The following is a 26,204-nucleotide window of genomic DNA, read 5'->3' as shown; positions in this document are numbered from 1 at the left end:
AATCTACTTAATCCCGACATAATTTTAACTTAATAATATGTTTTACAACATATAAATGCATTACCCGCACCATATAAAGCATATGCCACCACGATAAAACATCAATAACTTGACTTATGTCTATTCAAAATGAGGAAAAGTATATGATTTTTACTACTTTTGCAATAGTACAGAATTCAGCACAATCCTGAATCAATCTATTTCCTTATAGTCTGTGTGTTATGGCTACTATTGACATTATCTGTAATATTGACCACAACTTCGTAAAATATTGCGGAGTGATGCTGACATCCCCAAAGAGCAATACGGACTGATGCCGAATGCTATAATTCAATGAACTAAGCAAAACGCATAAATAGCCCAATTATCTTCCATCATGGACATTGTATGTAACATCGACGACCGCTACGTACCATACTGCGGCATAATGCTTACCTCGCTGCTCGACAACAACCGCGACAATGAGGTAAATATCCATATAGTGGCAGCCACGCTGTCGACCGACAATATGGAGACACTTCGCGGTATTGTGGAAGATACATTCGGCGCCGGTATAAAATTTTACATCGTAGGGGACAGTCTTGTAAAAGAGCTGCCCCACTTTGACAACGACTATATAAGCCTGTCGACATATTTCAGATGCTTTCTCACAGAAATCCTACCTTCCGACATAAAAAAAGCAATCTACGTAGACTGTGACCTGCTTGTGCTCGGCTCCCTGCGACCGCTATGGGATACCGATATATCCGGCTATGCACTCGCTGCTGTAGAGGACATGAACAGTTCGTTTACCGACAAGCACCGCCGTCTCGGAATGCCGGAAAGCTATCTTTACTTCAATGCCGGAGTGCTGCTGATAAATCTCGACTATTGGCGCAGACACAACGTAATGGAGCGTCTGATGACATGGATGGAGCAATACCGCACACGCATCGTAGCACATGACCAGGATCTGCTCAACGCAGTATTGTCAGAAGAAGTCACCTACCTGCCCCACCGCTGGAACATGCAGGAAGGAATGCTGCGCCGCCGCCGCCACACCCTTCCGTCATCAGAATCCACAATTGACCGGGAGATGAAGCAGCCTGCAATCATCCACTTCGCAGGCAAACACAAACCCTGGCAGGAAAAATGCATCAATCCGTATAAACCCATGTGGGAAAAATATACCGATATGTCGCCATGGAAAGGAATGAGGCCGGAGAAACATATCGGATTTACCCTCAACCGCCTTACATTTCCTCTGCAGGACATGCTCGGCCTACGCAACGGATACCGCAAACAAAAATTTAACGGAAAGTTATGAATCACATTCCTATAATCGATAATAAAAATAATACACCTGTAGTGTCAATAATCGTGCCTAACTACAATTACGGCCGTTATATTGACACACGTATGGAATCTATTCTTAACCAGACGTTTCAAAACTTTGAAATAATCCTACTCGACGATTGCTCTACAGACAACTCCGTTCAGCAACTTGAAAAGTACCGTTGCAATCCAAAAGTAAGCTACTTTGAGATAAACACCATAAATTCAGGCTCTCCCTTTCGCCAATGGGAAAAAGGCATATCACATTCACAAGGCAAATATATATGGATAGCTGAGACCGACGACCTTGCTGAATCCACATTCCTCGAAAAGACCGTAGCAGCACTCGAAGCCAATCCTCAGGCTGTAGTTGCGTTTACCGGCTCTGTAATCATCGACGAAAACGGCAATCCATCCGGTAAAGACTGGGACAAATGGCGCGGAGCCAAAACCCGCAGAGGATGGAACGCATTTGACGGAAGAGAGTATATTATCCACAACCTATTTTGGAAAAATTATATCTACAATGCCAGTATGGCCCTGTTTCGCCGCAACGCATACTCCCCCTCTCTACTTGCCGAAAGCATAACCATGCGCAACGCCGGTGACTGGATGTTCTGGACAAAACTTGCATCGCTTGGCAATGTAATAGAGGTATATGAAAAACTCAACCGCTTTCGACGCCACAGTACAAGCACCACGGTTGAGGGCGACCGCTCAGGGAAAATACGTTTTGAGGAAATTGTCGTACTAAAATACATTAACGACAACTTCAATATAGGTTCATACCGACGGCGTCTGAGAATTGGACGCCTTATAAAGTCTGTAATAAAGGCCCCACAATACTCCCCTTCAACTCGCCTTGAGATAATTAATGCCATACACTCAGAGTTTGGAGCAAACATGACTGACTACCGCCTCGAGCGCCTTAACAAGGCTGCCGCCGCCATATGCCCACTGATTCTCACACAGCACCGCGACCGACTCTGACTCGTAGCTAATTATCAACCTGGAGTTATACAAGCATTCCGATAACTCCTACAAAATATGCTCTGTTACAATAAAATTGCATACCTTTGTCCGATAATTACGCTGCAAACAGAACATTTATCTCAATGCCGTTTGTTAATATATTTACTAACAGACTAATTAATACTTTAGTTAACGAACAGTTTGAACTATGTCACACCCTCTTGTTTCCGTTATTGTACCCAATTACAACTACGCTCAGTATCTTCCGGAGCGTATGGACTCCATATTCAGGCAAACATTCCAGGACTATGAGGTTATACTGCTTGATGACTGTTCAACAGACAACTCCCTCGAGGTTATTGAATCATATCGTAATCATCCGAAGATAGCATATATAGAACTCAATCGTGAGAATTCAGGCTCCACATTCAGACAATGGCGCAAAGGCATCAGCCATGCCAAAGGAAAATATATTTGGATTGCTGAAGCTGACGATCTGGCTGAGCCTACATTTCTTGAAACAACTGTAAATACTCTCGAAAATAATCCAGATGCCACAGTAGCATTTACAGGGTCTACCGCAATTGACTCGGAAGGTAAACCTAAACCATATGATGTCGACAACTGGAAATACTGGCCTTATAAAATGAATGGTGGCATACGTATATTTGACGGGGAAAAGTATATCATACATTCACTTTATTGGAACAATTACATCTATAATGCATCTATGACCCTATTCCGTAAAGATGCATATACACCGTCAATGCTTGATGACTCAATAACAATGCGCAACTCCGGTGACTGGTTGTTCTGGATAAAAATGGTAGCAAAAGGTAAAGTAATCGAGATTTACGAAAAGCTCAACTATTTCAGAATACACACGGGGAGTGCTACATCAAGAGGCAATAACAACGGCAACCGACTCATCGAGGACTTCATTGTCATGAAGTATGTGGAGTCACATTTTCCCGTAGGAATATATCGTAGAACAATATGCCGCGGACAGTATATAAAGGAAATCAAACGTGCTCCGCAATATGTACCTGAAGAGAAGAAAAAAATTCTTCAGATAATGAATGATACGCTTGGCTCGTCCAATAATACTTACCGTATCGAACGCATAAACCGTGCGCTGGTGCACGTTATCCCAGGGCTTATTACAAAGAAAAAAGACCGATTATGAGTAAATCGACATTTCGAAATATCTCCAAAGCAATACACAACGGCTTTTACACTGATAGCGACATTAATTCAGCTATCAGTGAATATAAGCGTAATGGTGCCCCTATTTCAAAAGTCGTCTCATTACATCTAAAAAAGATTTTTCACAGAAATATAAAACACGTCATACCTAAGACCCGCAGACTGTTATTAGCCGAAAACCCTGCAATATTAGCTATGTTTGAGTCTCCTGCATCTTCCAAAGAGATTCTGCTTATTTCTCATGAAATGACTCTTACAGGAGCACCACGCGCACTTCTTACCTTTGCTATTACATTAAAATCGCTCGGCTATTCCCCAGCGATACTGTCGTTATCCGAGGGTCCATTAACACAAGAAGCTAATAGACATGGCATACCAGTAATGATTACCGAATCGGAATTAGTGAATCCATATGTGCCAAATACTCTGTACAAGGCAGAAAGAGACGTTGTAGCTAAACTGATAAATCGGTATTCTACTGTCATATACAATACCATAGTTTCAGTAGACATACTCAATGATTTCATCAATCGAAGCAATTCTTTCATATGGATTCATGAAGCAGGTATTAGCTATCGTTATCTGCGCAGTAACAGAGACAAAATTATATCAGCATTAAACAATGCAAAAAAAATATGGATTGTAGGCGAACACGCCAAAAAGATGTTCGATACATATACACATGGTAATATCGACTCTAGCATATTTCTTTATGGAATACCACCAATAGACGCTGACGCTCTATGCAAAATCAAGCCGGTAACATTGGAGGCCGATAAAATCCATATCATGATGTCCGGTATGATGGGACATCGTAAAGGCACCAATACCCTTCTTAAGGCTGTCGATATGCTCACTGATATCGAACAGCAGCGCATAAAGGTGCATCTCATTGGCGGATGTTGCGAAAACAATACTCGTAAAGAAATTAACAATGCTCCGGATACCGTAAAATGGTGGGGAGAGAAATCCCACGAAGAACTACTTAAAATAATGGGACAGATGCAGGCTCTGATATGCCCGTCAATCGACGACCCAATGCCCATTGTCTGCACGGAAGCCTTCCAGCAAAATATCCCGGTAGCTACTTCTGACGCAACAGGAACAGCCGCACTTATAACTACAGGAGAAAGCGGCATGGTATTTCCTGCTGACAATCCCGAAGCTCTGGCCGAAGTAATACGAACAATCATCAATATGCCCACTGAAACCCTCAAGGAAATCGGGAGAAATGGGAAAAATATTTATGACAAAAACTTCACTCTCGAAGTATTCACACGACATGTTGTTGAATACTTTCCACCAATCACCAGCCAAACACATTCCAAACAATAAATCAATAGAATAATAACATAATAAATAGAGTTCTTTCATAAAAATACCAGTCAACAGGATAACGGGGTGGAATTTTCGCTATCTTTGCCATTGCAATTTCTACTAATCATTAGCCGGATTTCTACGCTATGACCTACGAATATGACTATCTGGTGATTGGCTCTGGCATCGCCGGAATGAGCTTCGCGCTGAAAGTGGCCGCTACAGGCCGCGTGGCGCTGATATGCAAGACCAGACTTGAGGAAGCCAACACCTACTTCGCCCAAGGCGGTGTGGCGTCAGTGACCAATCTTGAAGTCGACGACTTCGACAAGCACATAAACGATACAATGATTGCCGGCGACTGGCTGTCCGATCCAGAAGCCGTGAAAAAAGTAGTGACAGAAGCTCCGGCCCAGATACGCGAACTCATAGGCTGGGGCGTCGACTTCGACAAGAAAGAGGATGGCAGTTTCGACCTTCACCGTGAAGGCGGACACTGCGAATTCCGCATACTGCACCATGCCGACAACACCGGCGCCGAGATACAGCAATCGCTTATCGAGGCTGTAAAAGCCAACCCCAACATCGACATATTTGAGGACCACTTCGCTATTGAAATCATCACCCAGCACCATCTGGGCAAGATTGTCACACGGCGTACCCCCGACATCACATGCTACGGTGCCTACGTGCTTAATCCTGCGACAGGCAAAGTAGACACATTCCTATCACGTGTCACTCTCATGGCTACAGGAGGAGTGGGAGCCGTCTACACTACCACTACAAATCCGCTTGTAGCCACCGGCGACGGCATAGCGATGGTATATCGCGCCAAAGGAACGGTCAAGGACATGGAGTTCATACAGTTTCATCCAACCGCACTGTATCATCCGGGCGACCGTCCATCATTTCTCATCACCGAGGCAATGCGCGGCTATGGAGCCGTGCTCCGCAATCTCAAGGGTGAGGAATTCATGCAGAAATATGACCCGCGCCTGTCGCTTGCTCCACGCGACATAGTGGCCCGCGCCATCGATTCGGAGATGAAACTCAATGGCGACGACCACGTCTATCTTGACGTCACACATAAAGACCCTGAGGAGACCCGCCACCATTTTCCCAACATATACGCAAAATGTCTGTCGCTCGGCATAGATATTACCAAGGACTATATACCGGTGGCTCCTGCGGCCCATTACCTGTGTGGAGGCATAAAGGTAGACACCAACGGAGAGTCGTCGATAGGGCGCCTGTATGCAGTGGGTGAATGTTCATGCACAGGACTCCACGGCGGCAACCGTCTGGCGTCCAACTCGCTGATAGAAGCTGTGGTATATGCCGATGCTGCCGCCCGACATGCGATGTCGGTAAAGGATGGCTACTCATACCGTACCGACGTGCCTGAATGGAACGATGAAGGCACGCGCCACAACGAAGAGATGGTATTGATAACCCAGAGCATCAAGGAAGTAGGACAGATAATGTCGGCCTACGTGGGTATTGTACGTTCGGACCTCCGCCTGAAGCGTGCATGGAATCGTCTCGACATACTCTATGAGGAGACCGAACGACTGTTTAAGTGCTCCAAAGCCTCGCGCGAGATATGCGAGCTGCGCAATATAATCAACGTTGGCTATCTTATTATGCGCCAGGCCATGGAACGCAAGGAATCGCGCGGTCTGCACTATACTATCGACTATCCTCACAAGTAGTCGGCTTGATGCGGCAGGGTATACTTGACTGACCTGTGGTATATCATTAGCTCATCATCTCCTCCCTACTCTGCTGATTTATTGAACTTTTTTTGCGTAACGAGCATTTTGTGTGAATGAAGAATATCTTTTGCGCCATCATAATGATATTATCATGTGCCGTCTGCGTCTCAGCGCAGGACGGCACACCTGATGGTGTGGCCGGAATACTCGACGAACCGACGCTGAAAGACGCCCGCATACCTCTTGTGCACGGACGCTACCATTTCGTCAACGAGGAGGGAGATACTGCCGTAATGGTTGTACTCAACAATATCACATATTATCCTCCTCTGAAGTTTAAAAACAAGAAACAGGAACAGTTCTACTGGCGTACCGTACGCGATGTGAAGCGCACTCTGCCCTATGCCAAAATGATTGCAGAGACCATACTCGAGACCTACGAATATATGGAAACACTGCCATCGCAGGAAGAGCGACAGCATCATCTTCAGCAGATGGAAAAAGAGGTGTTCAACCAATATAAGCCTCAGTTGAAGAAGTTTACAAAATCACAGGGTAAAATGCTGGTGAAGCTCATCACGCGGGAGACCAACCAGTCGTCCTACTCTATACTGAAAGCCTTCCTCGGGACTTTCCGCGCCGGATTCTGGCAGACTTTCGGACGCTTTTTCGGGGTAAACCTCAAGAGCGATTTCCGTCCCGACAAAAGCGAGGAAGACGCTATAATCGAGCGTGTATGCGTGCTCGTGGAGCAAGGTATGCTATAGATTGCGCAATGACGCAAGCAATTCTGACACATCACCGCGTGTAAGAGTGCGCTGATTCTGCAACTCACGTGCAAAATTTCTCACAATCCCCTGCACACCGCTATGGGAGAACACCCTGTCGAGGTATGAGTAACTACGCTCGAAAAGGCGGTGTATCTCGTCATTCTCAAGCGAACAGGCGTCAGCCCCCTCCTGCTCCAGACATTCAAGCAGAGCATTGCGCGTGTCTGCGTCCGGAGCCATATTCAGCTGCATATAGTGGCGACACATCACATTGCCTATCATCATACCCATAGAAGCCTGATAATGCTTGAGAATGTATTGCCATGCCACCTTTGCCGACAGTCTCGGATTTCCTGAAAAATAATACTCCGGTACGAATTCGATATTGTCGTCGGAATCCATATCAATGCGCGCCAACATATCGTCGGCATCCCATACAACAAGACTTACGGCCATGCCTGTCACGCCGTAACACTTGTCCTGCTCATCTGTATATTTCAGTCTCATGTCTGCTTAAAGTAGTATTTCTCAGTACTTAACAGCCCGATATAGCTACCATGCGACGCATGGTGCAAATGGCGGCATACCTCTTCAGCATGCGCAGTCGGCCGATTGAAGGCAGCACCGCCTACGGGTCTTCTCCTTATTAAACATCAAATATAAGGAATTGTATCGCCCGCAACAAAATTTATCCCCTATTTTTTAAGGATGCCTATAATTCTTGACCCGATACAGCCACACACTTTAGGCCCGAAAAACGACAGGAGTATGCCAAACTTATTTTTTCCTCTTACATCAGAATTTATGAGTGATGCTATTCTGAGCCGCTTTATCTGAGCCCAGCATGCTGCCAATTCAGCATCGTATCCACAATTATGTACAGTATCCCTTCCAGCCTTACAGTGTCGGATATATTTCCACAGTTGCATATATATGTCGAAATTCGCACTCAATCTGCGGTCACGAGCCGCACTCACCAGCTTCATGTCTGACGATGCGACTGCTCTATGCTCGATGTCACGAGTGATGTCAAGTACATCAAGCCTGCGTCTCGAAAATGTCTCTATCAGACTACCTTTCCGCTTCCGATAAAAGTACAACTGGGCATTACACAGTCCTACCCGTTTCGCCTTAGGCATACTCTCCAACACCCTTGCCATCCAATCAAGATCCTCATAAAGGATACCCTCTTTAAACTTTATACCATCTATAACTTCACGACTGAACAATTTACCCCACGGAGCGCTGCATATAAAATCATTCTGGTAAAGCAATTTTCTTAATGCCTCCCCGGGAAGATAGTGATGAAATTCAGCCATATTCCATTTACGTGAGGTAGTGACTATATCAGAGTCGCCAAATCTTATATAATCAACCCCGGCTATAGAATAGCCTTCATTTCTTTTTACGATATCTATTAAGGTGTGTATATATTCAACGTGTAATATATCATCACTATCTACAAATGCGATATAATCACCCTTGGCATTGTCCAATCCGACATTACGAGCTATAGAGGGTCCTCCATTCTCCTTCCTTACAAGAATAAACCGGCTATCTTTCTTCTCCCATGCTCTACATATCCCGGTACTACCGTCTGTCGAACCATCGTCAACCATTATCACCTCCAGGTTGCTATAGGTCTGTAATGAAACGGATTCCAGACATGCATCCAGATACTCCTCTACATTCCATACCGGAATAATAACAGAAACCATATAAGAATCAATCATATCCTGTTTTTATTAGGATTATGGCCGAGAAGCCAAAGCACCGACCTTGCCAACCGGCTTGATGGAGAGTATCTGTGTAGTATCTTACCTATTGACCAAGGTATATATATACTGCTTAATAAAGCGATTATAGTATATACCCACCATGGAAAATCGGTAAAATGATGGAGTATCTGCTGGGATAGCACACATGTAAACCACGACAGCAGATACATCATATAGTTGTATCCCTCAAGATGTAGCCATCCCAACTGCCATTCACAAGCTGTGATAGCCAACGTAATAAGCATTGCAAGCCCGGATAATGAGCAAACAAGACCATACACTCCCGATAAATTATCCGTATAAAACAATATAAGCCATATTGTGGCGCATATACCGCCGAACCACCATTGCCCAAATAAAAAGTCAATATCCGACTTCCATCGTGCGTATGCGATACCACACATAAAGAAAACTGCAAGTTCGGCAGTACGGCCTATCCCCATGAAGGTCCATGCCCACTGATTGACATATAAATAGCCTGCTATAGATAGAATTCCTCCAGTCAGAAAAAACAGTGATATTCTATTCCTAAATAATTTTAACCCTATGAATGACACACATAGCAACACAAAAACAACTGGCAGAAACCATAGAAACACTATAGTAAGCCTATCAGAAAATAATATAGATGATACGAATGAACTGATATCTAAATCCACAGGATCATCCGCATATCCTGACATCAATGCACGGGGTACAAATGTCACTATGGTCAGTACAAAATAAGGTACAAGCAGGCGCTGTGACTTATTTCTTATGAAATCGCCAAAGGAGACGTTATAATCCCTCTTGACCATTGATATCATAAATAAATAGCCTGAAATAAATACAAACAGAGGCATTCTCACCGTCTGAAACATTCGATAGAACCAAAACTGATGAAAATCGCCAGGATATTCATGCAAAGAATGTCCAAGAATCACAAGCACTACTCCTACAATCTGTAGGAATGATATAAATCTTATTCTTTGCGATTGTACCATTTTATATACATTAACGACACACATACCACAGGCGTGTGTGGTATGTGTGTCGTCCGATATATTATTTTACTACAAGAATCTTTGTTACTGCACCATTATTGGATTCCTGATTCTGAGAGGCATATACGTAATACACTCCGGTAGGCACACGTTCGCCTGCTCCATTGCATCCGTCCCACATGACCATTCCACCTTCCGAACGTGTCTGAAGGAATACATTGCCGGCAGAATCTGCAATCTTTACAAGGGAGTTATCCATCAGGCCCTTTATTGTAATCCAACCTGTGTAATCCGGCCTTACCGGATTGGGATATGCATAAACATCGCTGAAATCAGCAGCAGCCGGAGTAATTGTACTATGATATACAGCCAGACCGTTGGTAGTACCGAAATATACATCGCTGCTATTAGGCTCACATACTATCGAATGTACTTCATTTGACGGAATAATACTGTTGGAACGTGTGAAATTTTCAAGAATCTCACGCCCGTCAGCACTTACATAATATGCACCGGAGGTTGTGGTTGCCAGCCACTTACGATTTCCGGCATCTACAGATACTGAAGTTACCTCCTGATTATCAAGAAGGTAATCAGCCAGTGAAGTGCCGTCGTTGCGAGGCACCTTTATGCGCTCTATTGTATTATCCTTATTAGACAGCATGCTTCGCAAATTATGAATCACCACAACTCCGCATCCGGTCCCAAGCCATATATCACCGTTATTATCTTCAGCAATACTGAGTACAGCATACGGACCGAAAGTCTTCCCGTCCTGATCAGTAAATCTGTTAACCATCCAGTAATTGTCATCCGACACAGCCGATGTACCGTTAGTATCATATATAAGTACATTCTGGTCACCGTATGTCTGGGTTATCATTGCCAGATTCTTATTTTTTGAATGCTTGAAATGCACGATTCTTGAATCTCGACTTTCATGAGAGCCGAAATAAGGCAAATCAAGAGTAATCCAGTCAGTATAAGAAACATTGTTGCTTTTGTTCTTACTGGCAGGCAGAATAGTTACAATCTCGCGTGATCTTGGAAAATCATGAGCAATCGCCCATAGATTATTATTGCTGTCAAAAGCCACGTCTTCGACCGAGCATGAAAATCCTGTACCAAAAGGACCATTAGTCTTGTCATACTTAGCTATCTGCTTGCCATCCTTAAACTTCCATATGCCTTCAAACCATGTAGGCACATATACAATAGAAGGGTCCTCAGGATCAACAACAACATGATGACCGGTTCGCAAAAGATTTTCACTTGACGAATTTATAGGGGTGTAATCTCCTTTCTTGGGGGTGATATCTTCAACGAAACCATTGCTTATCAGATTCAGCTTCATCAAATAACTATAGTTGTCATGAGACGGATATCGGCTTTGGGCATTATAGGTGGTATAAACTCCCAAATCTGAAACTGCAAGCCTGGTAGGACCACCGTGCACAGATGTTCCAAAAGGATACGATGGCTCTTTGTCAATCGTATAGTTTGATAATTTCTGATTATTATCAATATCAGTATACTTAGTGGTATATGTCAGATGACCTAACCCGTCATCATTCAAATACCATAAGTCGTTATCATTACCAGAACCATTTCCTCCCACATAAATAAAAGATGTATACAGATTAGAAGGCAACTCAATAGCCTTATATTCAATCCAATTATCCTCATTAAACCGACATAATACATATGAATATCTCGATATTATAGCAAACCAATCTCCAAACATTCGCATTCTCGCAAAATCATACATTGCAAATCCCGGATAATTGCCTCCTACCGTTTTATTCTCGAAATCCACCTTATATATATTAACCCAACTGGCCGACGGACGATGCGCAATAATGAAATCATCATTCATTCCATACAAGCCTGCACACTGCAAATCGCTCAATTTCACAAACCTTGTAAAGTCGTTAACTCGCTGTGTCTTGCTTATACCATAAAGACCTGTATCAGTGCTTATAACCACATTTTCACCCATCACCGTAACTCCATATACAGGAAAGCTGAAAATGCCTGATTCCTTTACAGCACCAGACTTAGTGTCGTACCGTACCAGGCCGAAACCGGTAGCGACATACATATCGTCATCATCAAAAGATACACTGTTAATACTTTTGTCAGTAACATACTGTGCATCCTTTATATCGCTTAGATTCACAATATTGCCATTGTCATATATCAGGTCTATATTGCAGTTTTCATATACGCATACGATATAATCTCTGTCATAGTTACGATAGATACCACTCACATTCACATCCGAAAGTCCATTAGCGAGATTATAGGAATACATCTCGTCCATATCCTTGTCGTAATGAAACAAAGAACCGCCACCACAGAAATAAACCCTCGACTTGGTGTCGAGAATATCAGCACGGTCAATGCCGTAATTACTGTACAAATCCCATGAACCGACAGCATGCTGTGCCGACAGATCCACACATAATATTGATATCAGAGATACTAATACCAGATAATATCTATACATATACTATGATTACTTTATTAATTGCAAGAAAGCAGAGAGTCCCCTACTCTTTTATTCTACATCACCTTTGCGAGAGATACTCGACCAGTTTCTTTACCGCCCGACCACGATGACTGATTGCATTCTTCTCTCCGTCGGACATCTGTGCAAAAGTGCGCATCTCGCCTTCAGGCCGGAATACAGGGTCATATCCGAAGCCACTTTCACCATGACGCTCATGAGTTATGCATCCTTCCACTATACCATTGAACAGTACGGGCTCTCCATTGCCTATTATAAGAGCTATTACAGTACGAAAACGGGCTTTTCTATCCTCCATTCCCTCCATATTGCCAAGAAGAAGAGCAACATTGGCAGCAGAATCATGCCCCGGACCTGCATAACGTGCGGAATACACACCGGGAGCACCACCAAGAGCGTCTACTTCAAGACCGGTATCATCGGCAAAACAATCATAGCCATAGTGCTGTTTCACCCATTGAGCCTTGATTAAAGCATTACCGTCGAGCGTATCCGCAGTCTCAGGAATATCATCATTACAACCTATTTCTTCCAAAGAAAGCACTACGATACCGGTATCGCCAAGTATCTCGCGTACCTCCTTAAGTTTATGAGCATTATTTGTAGCGAACACTATCTGTTTCATACAGATATAAACGAAATATCAAAGCCTTTTATTGCTGTCATTCAAAGCATAAATCATGTAGGCGGCCTCATTTATAACAAAAAACAAAAAATTTCTCATTACTTATTAGCATGTCGTAATATTGAACTGTCTTTATTATACACATATATTTATTTTTATCTACATCAACCAATAACCTAAAATTAACCATTAAATTTAATTATGAAGAAATCTTTACTCTCATTATTTTTTGCAATTGCCATGACTTGTGTGGCTAAAGCCGACGAAGTAGTTGTAGTGTTTGCCGGATATGATTATCAGGGAGATATTACCTCTAAAGTCGAGTTTTCTGAAGGCAACTCTGACACTTCCATCAACAACAAAGACTTCGAAGTGCCCGGAGTATGTAAGTTTGCATTCTATAAGAATATAGAAACCACCGGATTTTCTTATATCAATCCCTCCGGTCAGACCCCTCATCTCCAGTGGGCCAAGCAGACTCTGCTCAACATATCACCTAACGAAGGTATCACCATTACAAAGATAACCTTTGCTTGCACTACTGCCGGATATACACAGAATCTGGAAGTCAATTACCCTGAAAATTTCGGTGAATGCGTTACTGAAGGCACCACTCCTTACTGGACCGGCTCAGCAACATCTGATTTCGGTCTCACATTCACTCCCAAGAAATCAAATCCCATGCGCTTTTCCTACATGACTATCGAATACAGCGATGAAACATCTGCAATCGATAATATCGCAATCGACGAAACAGCGCCTGCCAGATATTTCAATCTTCAGGGTATCGAAGTTGCCAATCCCCAGAAAGGTAAAGTGTATATCCTGCGTCAGGGTTCAAAATCAACCAAAATAATTATGTAATTCAAGCACTTACATTCTATAACAAATGCGCCGTGTCAACTTTTTTTGACACGGCGCATTGTTTTCTACAGGCTAAAAACTTATATATCAGCCTACCACAATATTGACAATCTTGCCGGGCACCACGATAATCTTCCTTATCTGTTTGCCTTCAATCCACTTGGCAGCACCTTCATGAGCGAGAGCTGTCTTTTCAATCTCCTCACGCGGAGCGTCGGCAGCCACCTGGATATTGTAACGAGCCTTACCGTTGAAGCTCACGGCCATAGTGACGGTCGACTCCACAAGATATTCCTCGTTGTGTACAGGCCATTTGGCATCACATACTGTAGTATCATGTCCGAGCGCATGCCATAACTCTTCGGCTATATGAGGAGCAAACGGAGCTATGAGTACAACCAGAGGCTCAAGAGCCTCACGGCTATGACATTTGAGCTGTGTAAGTTCATTCACACATATCATAAATGCCGCTACCGATGTATTATAGCTGAATGTTTCTATATCGGCGGTTACTTTCTTGATTAGCTTATGCACAGCCTTAAGAGCCTCCTTTGATGCAGGCTCATCGCTCACAAGCAGGTTGTCACCCTTGTAGAACAGGCTCCAGAGCTTTCTAAGGAATCGGTTCACACCGTCGATTCCGTTTGTATCCCAAGGCTTGCTTGCCTCAATCGGACCGAGGAACATTTCATACAGACGCAGTGTATCGGCACCATAGCGCTCTACAATATCGTCGGGATTAACGACATTGAACATAGATTTCGACATCTTTTCTACAGCATATCCACACACATACTTGCCATCTTCAAGGACAAATTCAGCGTCTTTGAATTCCGGACGCCATGCGCGGAACTTCTCTGTATCGAGCACATCGTTGCTCACTATATTCACATCGACATGAATCGGGGTAGTGTCATACTCCTTGCGCAGACCTGCCGACACAAATGTATTGGTATCCTTTATGCGATATACAAAATTGCTTCGACCTTGAATCATTCCCTGGTTGACAAGTTTGCGGAAAGGCTCGTCGCGGCATACCACACCGAGGTCATACAGGAATTTATTCCAGAAACGGCTGTAGATAAGATGTCCGGTAGCATGCTCCGTACCGCCGATGTAAAGGTCTACATCCTGCCAGTATCCGTCAGCCTCCTCGCTTACCAAAGCATTGTCGTTCTTAGGATCCATATAGCGCAGATAGTACGCGCTCGATCCGGCAAAACCGGGCATAGTATTCAGTTCAAGAGGATAACCCTCGCCGGTCTTCCAGTTCTTGGCACGTCCGAGAGGAGGCTCTCCAGTCTCGGTAGGCAGGAATTTATCTACCTCGGGAAGTTCGAGGGGCAGATTTTCTTCCGGAAGCAGGGTAGGTATACCATCCTTATAATATACCGGGAACGGCTCTCCCCAATATCGCTGACGGCTGAATATAGCGTCGCGCAGGCGATAGTTTACTTTTACCTTGCCTATACCTTTCTCTTCGATAAACTTCTTAGTTGCGGCAATTGCGTCTTTTACTTCCATGCCATTCAGGTCAAGTTCAGCGCTTGCCGAGTTTATCATCTTGCCTGATTTTGCGTCAAAGCTCTCCTCCGACACGTCGGCCCCCTCAATCAGAGGTATGACGGGAAGATTGAAATGACGGGCGAAAGCATAGTCGCGGCTGTCGTGGGCAGGCACTGCCATGATAGCTCCTGTACCGTAGCCTGCGAGCACATAATCGCTCACCCATACGGGTATATTCTTTCCGGTAAGAGGATTCACTGCATATGCCCCGGTGAATACTCCGCTTACCTTTTTGTCTATCATACGTTCGCGCTCGGTCTTATGCTTGACTTCATCAAGATATGCATCGACAGCAGCACGCTGCTCGGGAGTGGTTATCATATCTACATAGACACTCTCAGGAGCAAGCACCATAAATGTCACACCGAATACCGTATCGGCGCGGGTAGTGAATATCTCAAGCTCTACATCGCTGCCGGATATAGGGAAGCGCATCTCAGCTCCCTCTGAGCGTCCTATCCAGTTGCGCTGTGTCTCCTTGAGTGAATCGGTCCAGTCTATTGTGTCAAGACCGTCGAGCAGACGCTGTGCATAAGCCGATACGCGCAGACACCACTGGTACATCAGTTTCTGCTCCACAGGATATCCGCCACGCAACGACACACCCTCGCTTACCTCGTCATTGGCAAGCACCGTACCCAGCTTGGGACACCAGTTTACCATTGTGTCGGCAAGAAAAGCGATGCGGTAATTCATCAGAGTATCGCTCTTTTCCTTGGGCGACATACCTTTCCATTCCTCGGCGGTAAACTCCATATCCTTTCCACAGGCGGCATTCACACCCTCTGTGCCCGACTTCTCGAAGTGTGCTATAAGATCAGCCACAGGCATTGCCTTGTCGGCATTACGGTCGTAGTAATGCTCAAACATCTTCATAAACGCCCACTGTGTCCACTTATAATAAGAGGGGTCGCAGGTACGTATCTCTCGGTCCCAGTCGTAACAGAATCCAATCTTATCGAGCTGACTGCGATAGCGGTCTATGTTTTCGAAAGTAGTCTTCTCCGGATGCTGTCCGGTCTGGATGGCATATTGCTCGGCAGGCAGACCATACGAGTCGTAGCCCATCGGATGAAGCACATTGAATCCGTTGAGCCGCTTATAGCGGGAATATATGTCGCTTGCTATATAGCCAAGGGGATGACCTACGTGAAGTCCCGCTCCGGAAGGATAGGGGAACATGTCGAGCACATAGTATTTCGGACGTGAGCGGTCTATCTCAGTCTTGTATGTCTTATTATCTTTCCAATACTGTTGCCAGCGAGATTCAATCTCTTTATGGTTGTATTCCATATTATATTATAGTTGTTTTAATATTCGAAAAATGCTCTATACTCAATAAATATATGATTTGCATCACTTCAAAGAGCCATTATTCACATACGCTTAAAGCCCGAGTCTCTCACTTATTTCCAGCATTCTCTCTATAGGCTTGCGTCCGCGCGCTGCCGTGTCGGAATCTACAGTCACTTCAGGTTGCTCATAGCGCAGACAGTTGTACAGCTTTTCAAGAGTGTTCAGCTTCATATATCCACAGTCGTTGCATGCGCAGGTAGAGTCATTTGGAGCGGCAGGGATAAACGTCTTGTCCGGACAGCGTTTGCGCATCTCATGAAGTATGCCGCTCTCAGTGGCTACTATAAATTCCTTTTCCTCCGACTCTACGGCATATTTCAGAAGTGCCGCAGTCGATCCTACCTTGTCGGCAAGAATTATAAGCTGGCGGGGACATTCAGGATGAGCGAGCACCTTAGCCATAGGATGCTCTTTCTTAAGCTCTACCAGTTTCTCTACCGAGAACTGTTCGTGAACATGGCATGCGCCGTTCCACAGTTTCATAGAGCGTCCGGTTATGGAATTGATATAGTTGCCAAGGTTACGGTCAGGACCGAATATGATAGGGGTGTCTTCAGGAAGGCTCTCTACAATCTGCCGGGCGTTGGACGATGTCACCACTATATCCGTAAGGCTCTTCACTGCAGCCGAAGTGTTGACATAGCTTATCACCGTATGGCCGGGATTTGCTTCGATGAATTCCTTGAATTCATCTGCCTTGCAGCTGTCGGCCAATGAACATCCGGCCGAGAGGTCCGGTATAAGCACCTTCTTGTCGGGACACAGCATCTTGGCCGTCTCGCCCATGAAGTTTACTCCACACAGTACTATTACAGGCTCGTCGAGACGCGAGGCAATCTGAGCCAAAGCCAGAGAGTCGCCTATATAGTCGGCAAGATCCTGTATTTCACCTTTCTGGTAATAGTGGGCCAGAATCACTGCGTTCTTCTCTTTCTTGAGTCTTTTTATCTCTGCTACAAGGTCGGTACCAGGCTCTACTGGAGCATCGACATAGCCTTTTTCTATATTCATCTGCTGATATGTGATGAGGATTGAGAATGACTTATATGTATATTACTCGGCATTCACATGGTTTCTACCTGATATCAACATTTCTTTTATTGGATTATCAGATATTTAGCATGTTTATCAACATATGGTTGATAACTGCAAAGTTAATATAATTTCCTTAAAGACTCAAACCATTACCCTATGTAGACATGTTGTAAATCGCAGAAAGCCACAGAAGCAGTATATTTCCTACAGACTTTCCATCGTATCATGCATATACTACATGTGACACACTCCATGATTCCTGACTGTTCAGCCAAAGATTATCATCATCAACATTAACCTATTATTATTTAAGATTAAAAATTTTTTCTCTTATCTATATTGTAGTGTTTATTGTCGTTGATAATTAGGATAACTTTTGTCTATTTTGCTTGGATATTAAGTTATTGATGTACCATCAACTGAATATACATCTTTATCTACATGTAATGTGGTGTGGAATAATGATATACATAGGTTATTTACATAGCGTTGATAACGTTATTGGTTGAAAAAAACATATGGTTTATAACCTTGAAAACATATGTTTTGTGTGTTGAAACTGCGCTGATACAATTGTTGAAACTCTTTTGGAGGCAGACTGCTATTATCCGCTATATACAAATCTTCCATAAACTCCAAATCTACTTATTAAAACTTCCTTTATATTTCTCAACCTTTATCAACATTGTTTTCAACAACTGTCGACAGGTACTTCACAGAGAAAAAAAATACCTGCACCATTTATATATGGTACAGGCATTTTTGGGGGATGTTGATAATATCTACATCAGGTGTTGATATTACCGACAGTGGTCAGGTATATCAGAGTTTTGCTTTGATTTCCTTGGTGGCTTCCTCATAGCCGGGCTTTTCAAGAAGGGCAAACATATTCTTCTTGTAAGCCTCCACACCGGGCTGGTTGAAGGGATTCACACCGAGCAGGTATCCGGAGATACCGCAGGATATCTCGAAGAAATAGATAAGCTGTCCGAGATACTCTTCAGAGAGTTCGGGCACGATGATGCGCATGTTGGGTACTCCGCCATCCACATGGGCGATACGTGTGCCAAGTTCGGCCATCTTGTTTACTTCGTCGACATGCTTGCCTGCGATATAGTTGAGACCGTCGAGATTTGCCTCGTCAGAGGGGATAAGTTTTTCTGATTTTGACTTTTCAACAGAGATTACAGTCTCGAAGATAGTGCGCTCGCCGTCCTGTATCCACTGGCCCATCGAGTGAAGGTCGGTAGAGAAGTCGACAGCTGCGGGGAAGATACCTTTGTGGTCTTTGCCCTCGCTTTCTCCATAGAGCTGTTTCCACCATTCTCCGAAGAAGTGGAGCTTGGGATTGTAGTTTACAAGAATTTCGGTCTTCTTGCCTGCACGGTAAAGGGCGTTGCGGGTCGATGCATATAGTTCGGCCATATTGCTGTCCGATGCGTTGCCGAGTTCTTTCTCCATCTCTACCGCGCCTTTTACGAGCTTCTTGATATCGTAGCCGGCTACAGCGATGGGGAGAAGTCCTACAGGGGTAAGCACTGAGAAACGTCCGCCTACATTGTCTTCGATTACGAATGTACGGTAGCCCTCTTCTGTGGCGAGCTGGCGCAGAGCTCCGCGCTTGGCGTCGGTGATGGCCACGATGAGGTTTTTGGCAGCTTCCTTGCCGGCCTGAGCCTCAAGCTGCTCCTTGAGCAGGCGGAAAGCGATGGCAGGTTCGGTGGTGGTGCCTGATTTGGATATAACGATGATACCGAATTTCTTGTCTTTAAGGAATTCCTGTAGTTCGGCGAGATATTCTTCACCGATGTTTTGGCCGGCAAAGAGTACCTTGGGAGCGCCCTTCGAGGTAGAGGTATATGCGTCAAACGAATTGTTGAGAGCCTCTATCACGGCTTTTGCTCCGAGATAAGAGCCGCCGATACCTACGGATACTACATATTCGCAGGAGTTGCGGAGGTCGTTGGCTACTTCGATGATTTCATCAAGTTCTTTCATGGATGTACGCGACGGGAGGTCGTACCATCCAAGGAAGTCATTACCCTCGCCGGTACCGTTCTTCACCATGTCGATAGCCTTGGTGGCTTCTTCCGACTCAATCTGTCGGATTTCTTTTTCTGAGACAAACTTCAGTACTGAGTTGATGTCTAATTTGATTTTTTCCATAAGGTATATGAAAATTTAATTAGGTATGAGTATACTTGTTAGTGGTTATGTAAGATGATGGCTGATTCGTTCCATTACCTTCGCTGCCGGCATAGAGTGGTAAAGGATATCATATACGCCTTCGAGTATAGGCATGTCGGCGCCTATGGCAAGGTTTATCTCGTGCATGCATTTGGCTGCATAGTATCCCTCGGTCACCATCTCCATTTCCATCATGGCACGGCGCACGGCGCATCCGCGGCCTATCATCGAACCGAAGTTGTGGTTTCGGGAAAATTTAGAGTAGGCGGTGACAAGAAGGTCGCCGAGATATACCGAATGGCAGATACAGCGGTTGCCTCCTACAGCCTTGTCGATAAAGCGTTCCATCTCTTTTGCAGCATTGGCCACAAGGATGGCCTGGAAATTGTCGCCGGCTTTCATTCCGTGTACTATTCCTGAGGCTATGGCATATACATTTTTCAGTACACCGCCATATTCTATGCCGCGCACATCGCCGGATATGAGCGTGCGCATCGCCGGGCCATTGAGGCAACGGGCGAAAGCCTCGGCGGCGTCTTTGCTCTCCGAGCCTACTGTAAGGTAGCTCAGACGTCCGAGAGCCACCTCTTCGGCATGGCATGGTCCGGATACGACAATCATCCTCGAAGGGTCTATATTGTATCGTTCTTCAAGATAGTCAGTGACAAGCTGATTTTCGTCGGGGATTATTCCCTTGGTAGCTATAACAATATTTTTATCCGAAATGTTGGCATTGAGCTTTGCCAGGTGGCTCTTGAAGTATGGCGAGGGCATTGCCATAAGCAATGTGTCGGCCTCTCTTGCGGCGGCATTTATATCGCTTGTAAAGTCTATGCGGTCGATGGGAAATTCCACATCCGACAGATATGCCGGGTTATGTCCGAGACGTCTGAATTCCTCTATTCGGTCGTCTCGCCTCATGTACCATATTATACGCTCTTCGTTGCGTATGATAAGTTTTGCAAGGGCAGTCGCCCATGAGCCGCCGCCCATGACGGCAATCCGTCCGGGCAGCGGGTGGGGCGTATTGTTATCCATACCTTGGGGATGCATTATTCCGCCTCCTCTTCCTTTTGAGGCGCGGATGCGGCAACCCAGTTCTTTACATCGTCCTGTGAGGGATTCTTCAGTTCGAGTTTGAATTTTTTGTTCAGGCCGCAGATATCCTGGAAAAGTTTTCCGGGATTGGCTGTGGCGAGCTGGGCCACGGTGTATACGCCTGCTTTCTGCAGCACGGGTACCCACTCGACGGGTACGCCCACCGAGGCATATGCCTCAGCGTTGTCACGCTTCTCGGTCTTCTCCGGACGCATCTGCGGGAAGAGAAGTACTTCCTGTATTGTAGTCTGTCCGGTCATCAGCATTACCAGACGGTCCATGCCGATACCCATGCCCGATGTGGGGGGCATGCCGTATTCGAGGGCGCGTATGAAGTCTTTGTCAATAATCATGGCTTCGTCATCGCCCTTCTCTGCGAGTCGCATCTGCTCTACAAAGCGTTCATACTGGTCGATGGGGTCGTTGAGTTCCGAGTAAGCATTGGCGAGCTCCTTGCCGTTTACCATAAGCTCGAAGCGCTCGGTAAGTTCGGGATTGTCGCGGTGGCGCTTGGTAAGGGGCGACATCTCGATGGGGTAGTCGGTGATGAAGGTAGGCTGTATGTATGAGCCCTCGCACTTCTCGCCGAACATCTCGTCGATGAGCTTGCCTTTGCCCATGGTTTCGTCCACTTCGATACCCATGCCTCGCGCTGCCGCTCTGAGCTCATCCTCGTTCTTTCCGTTGATATCAAATCCGGTGTGCTCGAGGATAGCGTCGCGCATGGTGATGCGCTTGAAGGGTGCTTTGAACGATATGATGTTGTCGCCTACTTTTACATCGGTTGTGCCGTTGACATCCATACATATCTTTTCAAGCATGCGCTCTGTGAAGTCCATCATCCAGTTGTAGTCCTTGTATGCTACATATATTTCCATACAGGTGAACTCCGGATTGTGGGTGCGGTCCATACCTTCGTTGCGGAAGTTCTTGGAGAACTCGTATACACCCTCGAATCCACCTACGATGAGGCGCTTGAGATACAGCTCGTCGGCGATACGCAGATACAGGGGTATGTCGAGAGCATTGTGGTGTGTGATAAATGGACGGGCGGCAGCTCCGCCGGGTATTGACTGTAGGATAGGGGTCTCCACTTCCATATAGCCTGCCTCGTTGAAGAACTGGCGCATGGAGTTGAATACCTTTGTGCGCTTGATGAAGATTTCCTTTACACCGTCGTTGACCACCAGGTCGACATAACGGCGGCGGTAGCGGAGTTCGGGATCATCGAAGGCATCGTAGGTGACACCGTCCTTTACTTTTACGATAGGGAGCGGACGGAGCGATTTGCTAAGTACGGTGAGTTCCTGGGCATGAACGGATATTTCGCCGGTCTGGGTGCGGAACACAAAGCCTTTCACGCCTACGAAGTCGCCTATGTCAAGGAGCTTCTTGAACACTACGTTGTATAAATCCTTGTCCTCGCCAGGACAGAGATCATCGCGTGAGATATACACCTGTACGCGTCCGCGTGAGTCCTGAAGTTCCATGAACGATGCTTTGCCCATGATACGGCGGCTCATGATACGGCCGGCTACACATACCTCTCTCTGTGGAGCGTCGTCGCTGAATGTTTCTTTGATTTCGGTGGTATATGCGTCGACCGGATAGAGGGCGGCAGGGTAGGGATCGATACCGCGGTTGCGCATCTCGTCGAGCGAGCCGCGACGTATTATCTCTTGTTCGCTGAGTTCAAGTAAGTTGATAGCCATATTGCTTTTACTGTAATGTTTTGTCAATTAATCGCAAAATTAACGATTTTATCTCTATTCGCCAATTTTGATACATAATGATAAAATAAAATAGTTTGATAAAGGGTGACAAGTGAAATATTTTTGTAAATTCGCGGTAGAAAGTAATTGATTCAACTGTGGAGGATGTCTGCGGTTGATAAGAGCCGTTTCGACAATAAGGAGGAAACTTTTTACAACCTCGGACGGCCTTGGAGATCGAAAGAATTTCACAACACGTGTAACAACAAGCCGCACGGATAATAAGAGTCAGCATCGCCTCGGCACTGCAATTAACATTTATTGTCTCACCGGCTCTAAAACATAAAAGAGTTATGGATAAAGAATTAGACTGGAGCCATCTTTCATTTGGCTATATTCCTACCGATTGCAACGTACGTTGCTGCTTCCGCGACGGAAAATGGGGCGATATAGAGGTATCTCAGTCGGAGACCATCGATCTCCATATTGCAGCTACCTGCCTCCACTACGGACAGGAAATCTTTGAGGGTCTGAAGGCTTTCCGCGGCAAAGACGGAAAGATACGTGTGTTCCGTCTCGAAGAGAACGCCCGCCGTATTATCGAGTCGGCAAAAGGAATCATGATGGAGCCGGTGCCCGTCGAGCTTTTCACCGAAATGGTTAAGAAGGTGGTGAAACTTAACGAGCGCTTTGTACCCCCGTATGGCAGCGGTGCATCGCTTTATATCCGTCCGCTTGAGATAGGTATCTCGGCACAGGTTGGGGTGAAGCCTGCAAGGGAATATATGTTCATAATACTCGTAACTCCCGTAGGCCCTTACTTCAAGGAAGGTTTCAAACCTACCAATATATGTATCATGCGTGAGTTTGACCGCGTTGCCCCGAAGGGAACCGGACGCTGGAAGGTAGGCGGAAACTATGCAGCCAGTCTTGAGGCTGGTGAAAAAGCCCATTCGCTCGGATACAGTGCGGTGCTTTATCTTGATCCGAAAGAAAAGAAATATCTCGACGAGTGTGGTCCCGCCAACTTCTTCGCCATAAAGGGCGGCAAGTACATCACTCCCGCTTCGGAGTCTATTCTTCCGTCTATTACCAACAAGAGCCTCATGCAGCTCGCGCGCGACATGGGCATAGAGGTAGAGGCACGCCATATACCTATCGAAGAACTCGCTGAAATCGATGAAGCTGCCGCCTGTGGAACTGCCGCCGTAGCATCGCCTGTAGCTGAAATCGACGACCTCGATACAGGTGTGAAATATGTGGTAAGCAAGGACGGACAGCCCGGTCCTGTCACAACAGCTCTCTACAATCGTCTCCGCGCCATACAGCTCGGTGAAGAGCCCGATGTACATGGCTGGAATACCATTATTGACTGATTGTTATTGAATGACTACTGACTATCAAGCCATAATCGACAAATATTATCCCGCATCAGGTGCCGACCCCCTGATGCGGGAAATATATATGAAGCATGCATGCCAGGTAGCTGACATGGCTGTGGCTCTCAACGAGTCGGCCCGGCTTGGCCTCGACGCCGATATGGTGCGCGGAGCGGCGATGCTCCACGATATAGGCATATGCCGCACTAAAGCTCCCGGAATACATTGTTTCGGCGAGGAGCCTTATATACGCCACGGTATTATCGGAGCCGGAATACTGCGCGAAGAGGGTGCTCCCGAGGAGTGGGTACGGGTGGCCGAAACCCATACAGGCACCGGACTTACAGCAGAAGACATAGTACAGCAGCAGTTGCCCCTTCCGGCATGCGACTATATGCCCGAGTCAATACTTGAGAAACTCGTATGCTATGCCGACAAATTCTATTCCAAGTCGGGAGCTATGGAGAAGCGTACTGTAGCTAAAGCGCGTGCCGCACTGGCGCGCCACGGTGGCGACTCGCTGATGCGGTTCGATGCCATGCACCGCATGTTCGGCTACGTATAGCCTACACATATATAATATATAGAGTATAATATATAGAGCGCTTAATTGCGGTATAATGCCTACGCATTATACCGCAATTGCTTACATTTGGGGAAGGGATTAACATTAGAAAATAATCGTTTTAATAATTATTAACAATTGGGGGGGGTAATTGGTTAATAAATGTGTAAATTTGTAACTGTTTTACAATTCTATAAACCAGTTCATTATTTACAACATTTCAATGAATAAAATTTTCGCAGCCATCCTTACAGTTTCGCTTCTGGCACTGAACGCTGAGGCTAAAAAGATAAAGTTTGACTACTCTGTAGTAAATGTTCCTGAAGAGGGAGGTGTTAATTTTGAGCGTATTACCGACGATGCCGATTGTGTGTTGTACACTGTAAACAACCGAAGCGGCATATTCGGAAAGAAGAAAGCCTCGGGAGTAGACTGGTGGGTAAATCCGCAGATAGCCATATCGCCCGACGGGCAGAAGATAGCTTATATCAATCTCAAGAACGGTACTCAGAATATCATGGTGAAGAGTGCCAAGAAGGGTGGTGCAAGCGTGCAGCGCACGTTTCGTACTGCCGTAGAGGATTTCAGCTGGAGTCCTGACGGTAGCACGCTGTGTTTCACGGAAGTACGCAACGGCCACCATGGCATATATCTTGTAAATGCCGAGCAGGGTTCGGTTGTAAAGCAGATTTCAGGAGGTAATGACAATGACTACGGAGGTGTTATCTCACGCGACGGTAATACTATTTTCTTCCATCGCGGGGAGGGTCTTCAGTCGTACAGCATATGGAGCTACGACCGCAAGACCAATCTGTTTTCCAACTATTCGCGCGGCATGACACCTGTGATGATTCCGGGAAAGGCTAATGAAATATACTGCGCGCGTTTTACCGACCAGAAGGAGAGTGAGATATGGCGCATCAATTTTGAAACCGGTGTGGAGGAGATAATCCTGTCGCAGCCCGGACGCAGTTTCACCACTCCGCAGCTGTCGCCTGATGGCAAATGGCTTCTGGTGACCGGGACAAGTGTTTCAGAAAAGGAGAAAGCAATCAATACCGATATCTTTGTAGTGCGTACAGACGGCACAAATCTCACACAGCTTACTTATCATCCCGGCAACGATATGTCGGCCATATGGTCGCCCGACGGAAAGGAAATATATTTTCTTTCTCAGCGTGGTTCGGCCAACCGCATATTCAATGTGTGGAAAATGTCATTCGATCTTTGAT

At 45.6% G+C, this 26,204-nt stretch carries 20 protein-coding genes; 10 read left to right on the top strand and 10 right to left on the bottom strand.

Annotated features, from left to right (window positions below; genetic code table 11):
• Window positions 1-376 precede the first annotated feature (376 nt).
• The 6 genes from K2I50_RS10245 (at window position 377) to K2I50_RS10220 (ending at window position 7,291) form a co-directional block, all read left to right on the top strand.
• Window positions 377-1,306: a glycosyltransferase family 8 protein gene (locus K2I50_RS10245; RefSeq protein ID WP_301026252.1), complete on the top strand. Its 930-nt coding sequence runs from the start codon at window positions 377-379 to the stop codon at window positions 1,304-1,306.
• Window positions 1,303-2,304, top strand: coding sequence for a glycosyltransferase family 2 protein (locus K2I50_RS10240; RefSeq protein WP_301026251.1), 1,002 nt, complete (start codon window positions 1,303-1,305; stop codon window positions 2,302-2,304). The genes K2I50_RS10245 and K2I50_RS10240 overlap by 4 nt, the downstream gene beginning before the upstream one ends.
• Before the next feature lie 190 nt (window positions 2,305-2,494).
• Entirely contained in the window at window positions 2,495-3,472 is a 978-nt protein-coding gene (locus K2I50_RS10235) for a glycosyltransferase family 2 protein (RefSeq protein ID WP_301026250.1), read from the top strand.
• Entirely contained in the window at window positions 3,469-4,827 is a 1,359-nt protein-coding gene (locus K2I50_RS10230) for a glycosyltransferase family 4 protein (protein WP_301026249.1), read from the top strand. Before K2I50_RS10235 ends, K2I50_RS10230 begins: the two co-directional genes overlap by 4 nt.
• 128 nt (window positions 4,828-4,955) lie before the next feature.
• On the top strand, window positions 4,956-6,521 hold the full coding sequence (gene nadB / locus K2I50_RS10225; RefSeq protein ID WP_301026248.1) for an L-aspartate oxidase: 1,566 nt from the start codon (window positions 4,956-4,958) through the stop codon (window positions 6,519-6,521).
• Window positions 6,522-6,637: 116 nt separating this feature from the next.
• The gene (locus K2I50_RS10220) at window positions 6,638-7,291 is read left to right on the top strand and encodes a DUF4294 domain-containing protein (protein ID WP_301026247.1); all 654 of its coding nucleotides are present in this window, start codon (window positions 6,638-6,640) and stop codon (window positions 7,289-7,291) included.
• On the opposite strand, the gene K2I50_RS10215 is transcribed toward K2I50_RS10220, so the two are convergent.
• The 5 genes from K2I50_RS10215 to K2I50_RS10195 all read right to left on the bottom strand — a co-directional run bounded on the left by K2I50_RS10215 (window position 7,286) and on the right by K2I50_RS10195 (window position 13,210).
• Window positions 7,286-7,801, bottom strand: coding sequence for a hypothetical protein (locus K2I50_RS10215; RefSeq protein ID WP_301026246.1), 516 nt, complete (start codon window positions 7,799-7,801; stop codon window positions 7,286-7,288). The two genes, K2I50_RS10220 and K2I50_RS10215, sit on opposite strands and share 6 nt — an antisense overlap.
• Window positions 7,802-7,989: 188 nt before the next feature.
• Window positions 7,990-9,027: a glycosyltransferase family 2 protein gene (locus tag K2I50_RS10210; protein WP_301026245.1), complete on the bottom strand. Its 1,038-nt coding sequence runs from the start codon at window positions 9,025-9,027 to the stop codon at window positions 7,990-7,992.
• A complete protein-coding gene (locus K2I50_RS10205; protein WP_301026244.1) occupies window positions 9,024-10,055 on the bottom strand; it encodes an acyltransferase family protein in 1,032 nt (343 codons plus the stop codon). The genes K2I50_RS10210 and K2I50_RS10205 overlap by 4 nt, the downstream gene beginning before the upstream one ends.
• A gap of 61 nt (window positions 10,056-10,116) precedes the next feature.
• Entirely contained in the window at window positions 10,117-12,516 is a 2,400-nt protein-coding gene (porZ, locus tag K2I50_RS10200) for a type IX secretion system anionic LPS delivery protein PorZ (protein WP_301026243.1), read from the bottom strand.
• Window positions 12,517-12,625: 109 nt separating this feature from the next.
• Window positions 12,626-13,210, bottom strand: a complete 585-nt coding sequence (locus K2I50_RS10195; protein WP_301026242.1) for a non-canonical purine NTP diphosphatase — start codon at window positions 13,208-13,210, stop codon at window positions 12,626-12,628.
• 201 nt (window positions 13,211-13,411) lie between these two features.
• Here K2I50_RS10195 and K2I50_RS10190 point away from each other — a divergent pair, with 201 nt between their 5' ends.
• Window positions 13,412-14,074 (top strand): hypothetical protein, encoded by a 663-nt coding sequence (locus tag K2I50_RS10190; RefSeq protein ID WP_301026241.1) that lies wholly within the window; start codon window positions 13,412-13,414, stop codon window positions 14,072-14,074.
• A gap of 87 nt (window positions 14,075-14,161) precedes the next feature.
• On the opposite strand, the gene leuS is transcribed toward K2I50_RS10190, so the two are convergent.
• The 5 genes from leuS to lysS form a co-directional block, all read right to left on the bottom strand.
• Window positions 14,162-16,933, bottom strand: a complete 2,772-nt coding sequence (gene leuS, locus K2I50_RS10185) for a leucine--tRNA ligase (RefSeq protein ID WP_301026240.1) — start codon at window positions 16,931-16,933, stop codon at window positions 14,162-14,164.
• A 93-nt stretch (window positions 16,934-17,026) separates the two neighbouring features.
• Window positions 17,027-18,007, bottom strand: coding sequence for a quinolinate synthase NadA (gene nadA / locus K2I50_RS10180; protein WP_301026239.1), 981 nt, complete (start codon window positions 18,005-18,007; stop codon window positions 17,027-17,029).
• 846 nt (window positions 18,008-18,853) lie between these two features.
• Entirely contained in the window at window positions 18,854-20,197 is a 1,344-nt protein-coding gene (locus K2I50_RS10175; protein ID WP_278744638.1) for a glucose-6-phosphate isomerase, read from the bottom strand.
• Window positions 20,198-20,242: 45 nt separating this feature from the next.
• Window positions 20,243-21,256, bottom strand: coding sequence for an NAD(P)H-dependent glycerol-3-phosphate dehydrogenase (locus tag K2I50_RS10170; RefSeq protein ID WP_301026238.1), 1,014 nt, complete (start codon window positions 21,254-21,256; stop codon window positions 20,243-20,245).
• A 14-nt stretch (window positions 21,257-21,270) separates the two neighbouring features.
• Window positions 21,271-23,022 carry a lysine--tRNA ligase gene (gene lysS / locus K2I50_RS10165; RefSeq protein WP_301026262.1) on the bottom strand — a complete coding sequence of 584 codons (1,752 nt, stop codon included), beginning with the start codon at window positions 23,020-23,022 and terminating at the stop codon, window positions 21,271-21,273.
• 326 nt (window positions 23,023-23,348) lie between these two features.
• Here lysS and K2I50_RS10160 point away from each other — a divergent pair, with 326 nt between their 5' ends.
• The 3 genes from K2I50_RS10160 to K2I50_RS10150 all read left to right on the top strand — a co-directional run bounded on the left by K2I50_RS10160 (window position 23,349) and on the right by K2I50_RS10150 (window position 26,203).
• Window positions 23,349-24,404, top strand: a complete 1,056-nt coding sequence (locus K2I50_RS10160) for a branched-chain amino acid aminotransferase (protein WP_301026261.1) — start codon at window positions 23,349-23,351, stop codon at window positions 24,402-24,404.
• Window positions 24,405-24,414: 10 nt separating this feature from the next.
• Window positions 24,415-24,972, top strand: coding sequence for an HDIG domain-containing metalloprotein (locus K2I50_RS10155; RefSeq protein WP_301026237.1), 558 nt, complete (start codon window positions 24,415-24,417; stop codon window positions 24,970-24,972).
• 223 nt (window positions 24,973-25,195) lie between these two features.
• A complete protein-coding gene (locus K2I50_RS10150; protein WP_301026236.1) occupies window positions 25,196-26,203 on the top strand; it encodes a hypothetical protein in 1,008 nt (335 codons plus the stop codon).
• The last annotated feature ends 1 nt before the right edge of the window (window position 26,204 follow it).

The sequence above is a fragment of the Muribaculum sp. genome, assembly GCF_029051885.1.
In the GTDB taxonomy this organism is placed as follows: domain Bacteria; phylum Bacteroidota; class Bacteroidia; order Bacteroidales; family Muribaculaceae; genus Muribaculum.
This window is presented reverse-complemented; position numbering and strand designations above follow the sequence as displayed.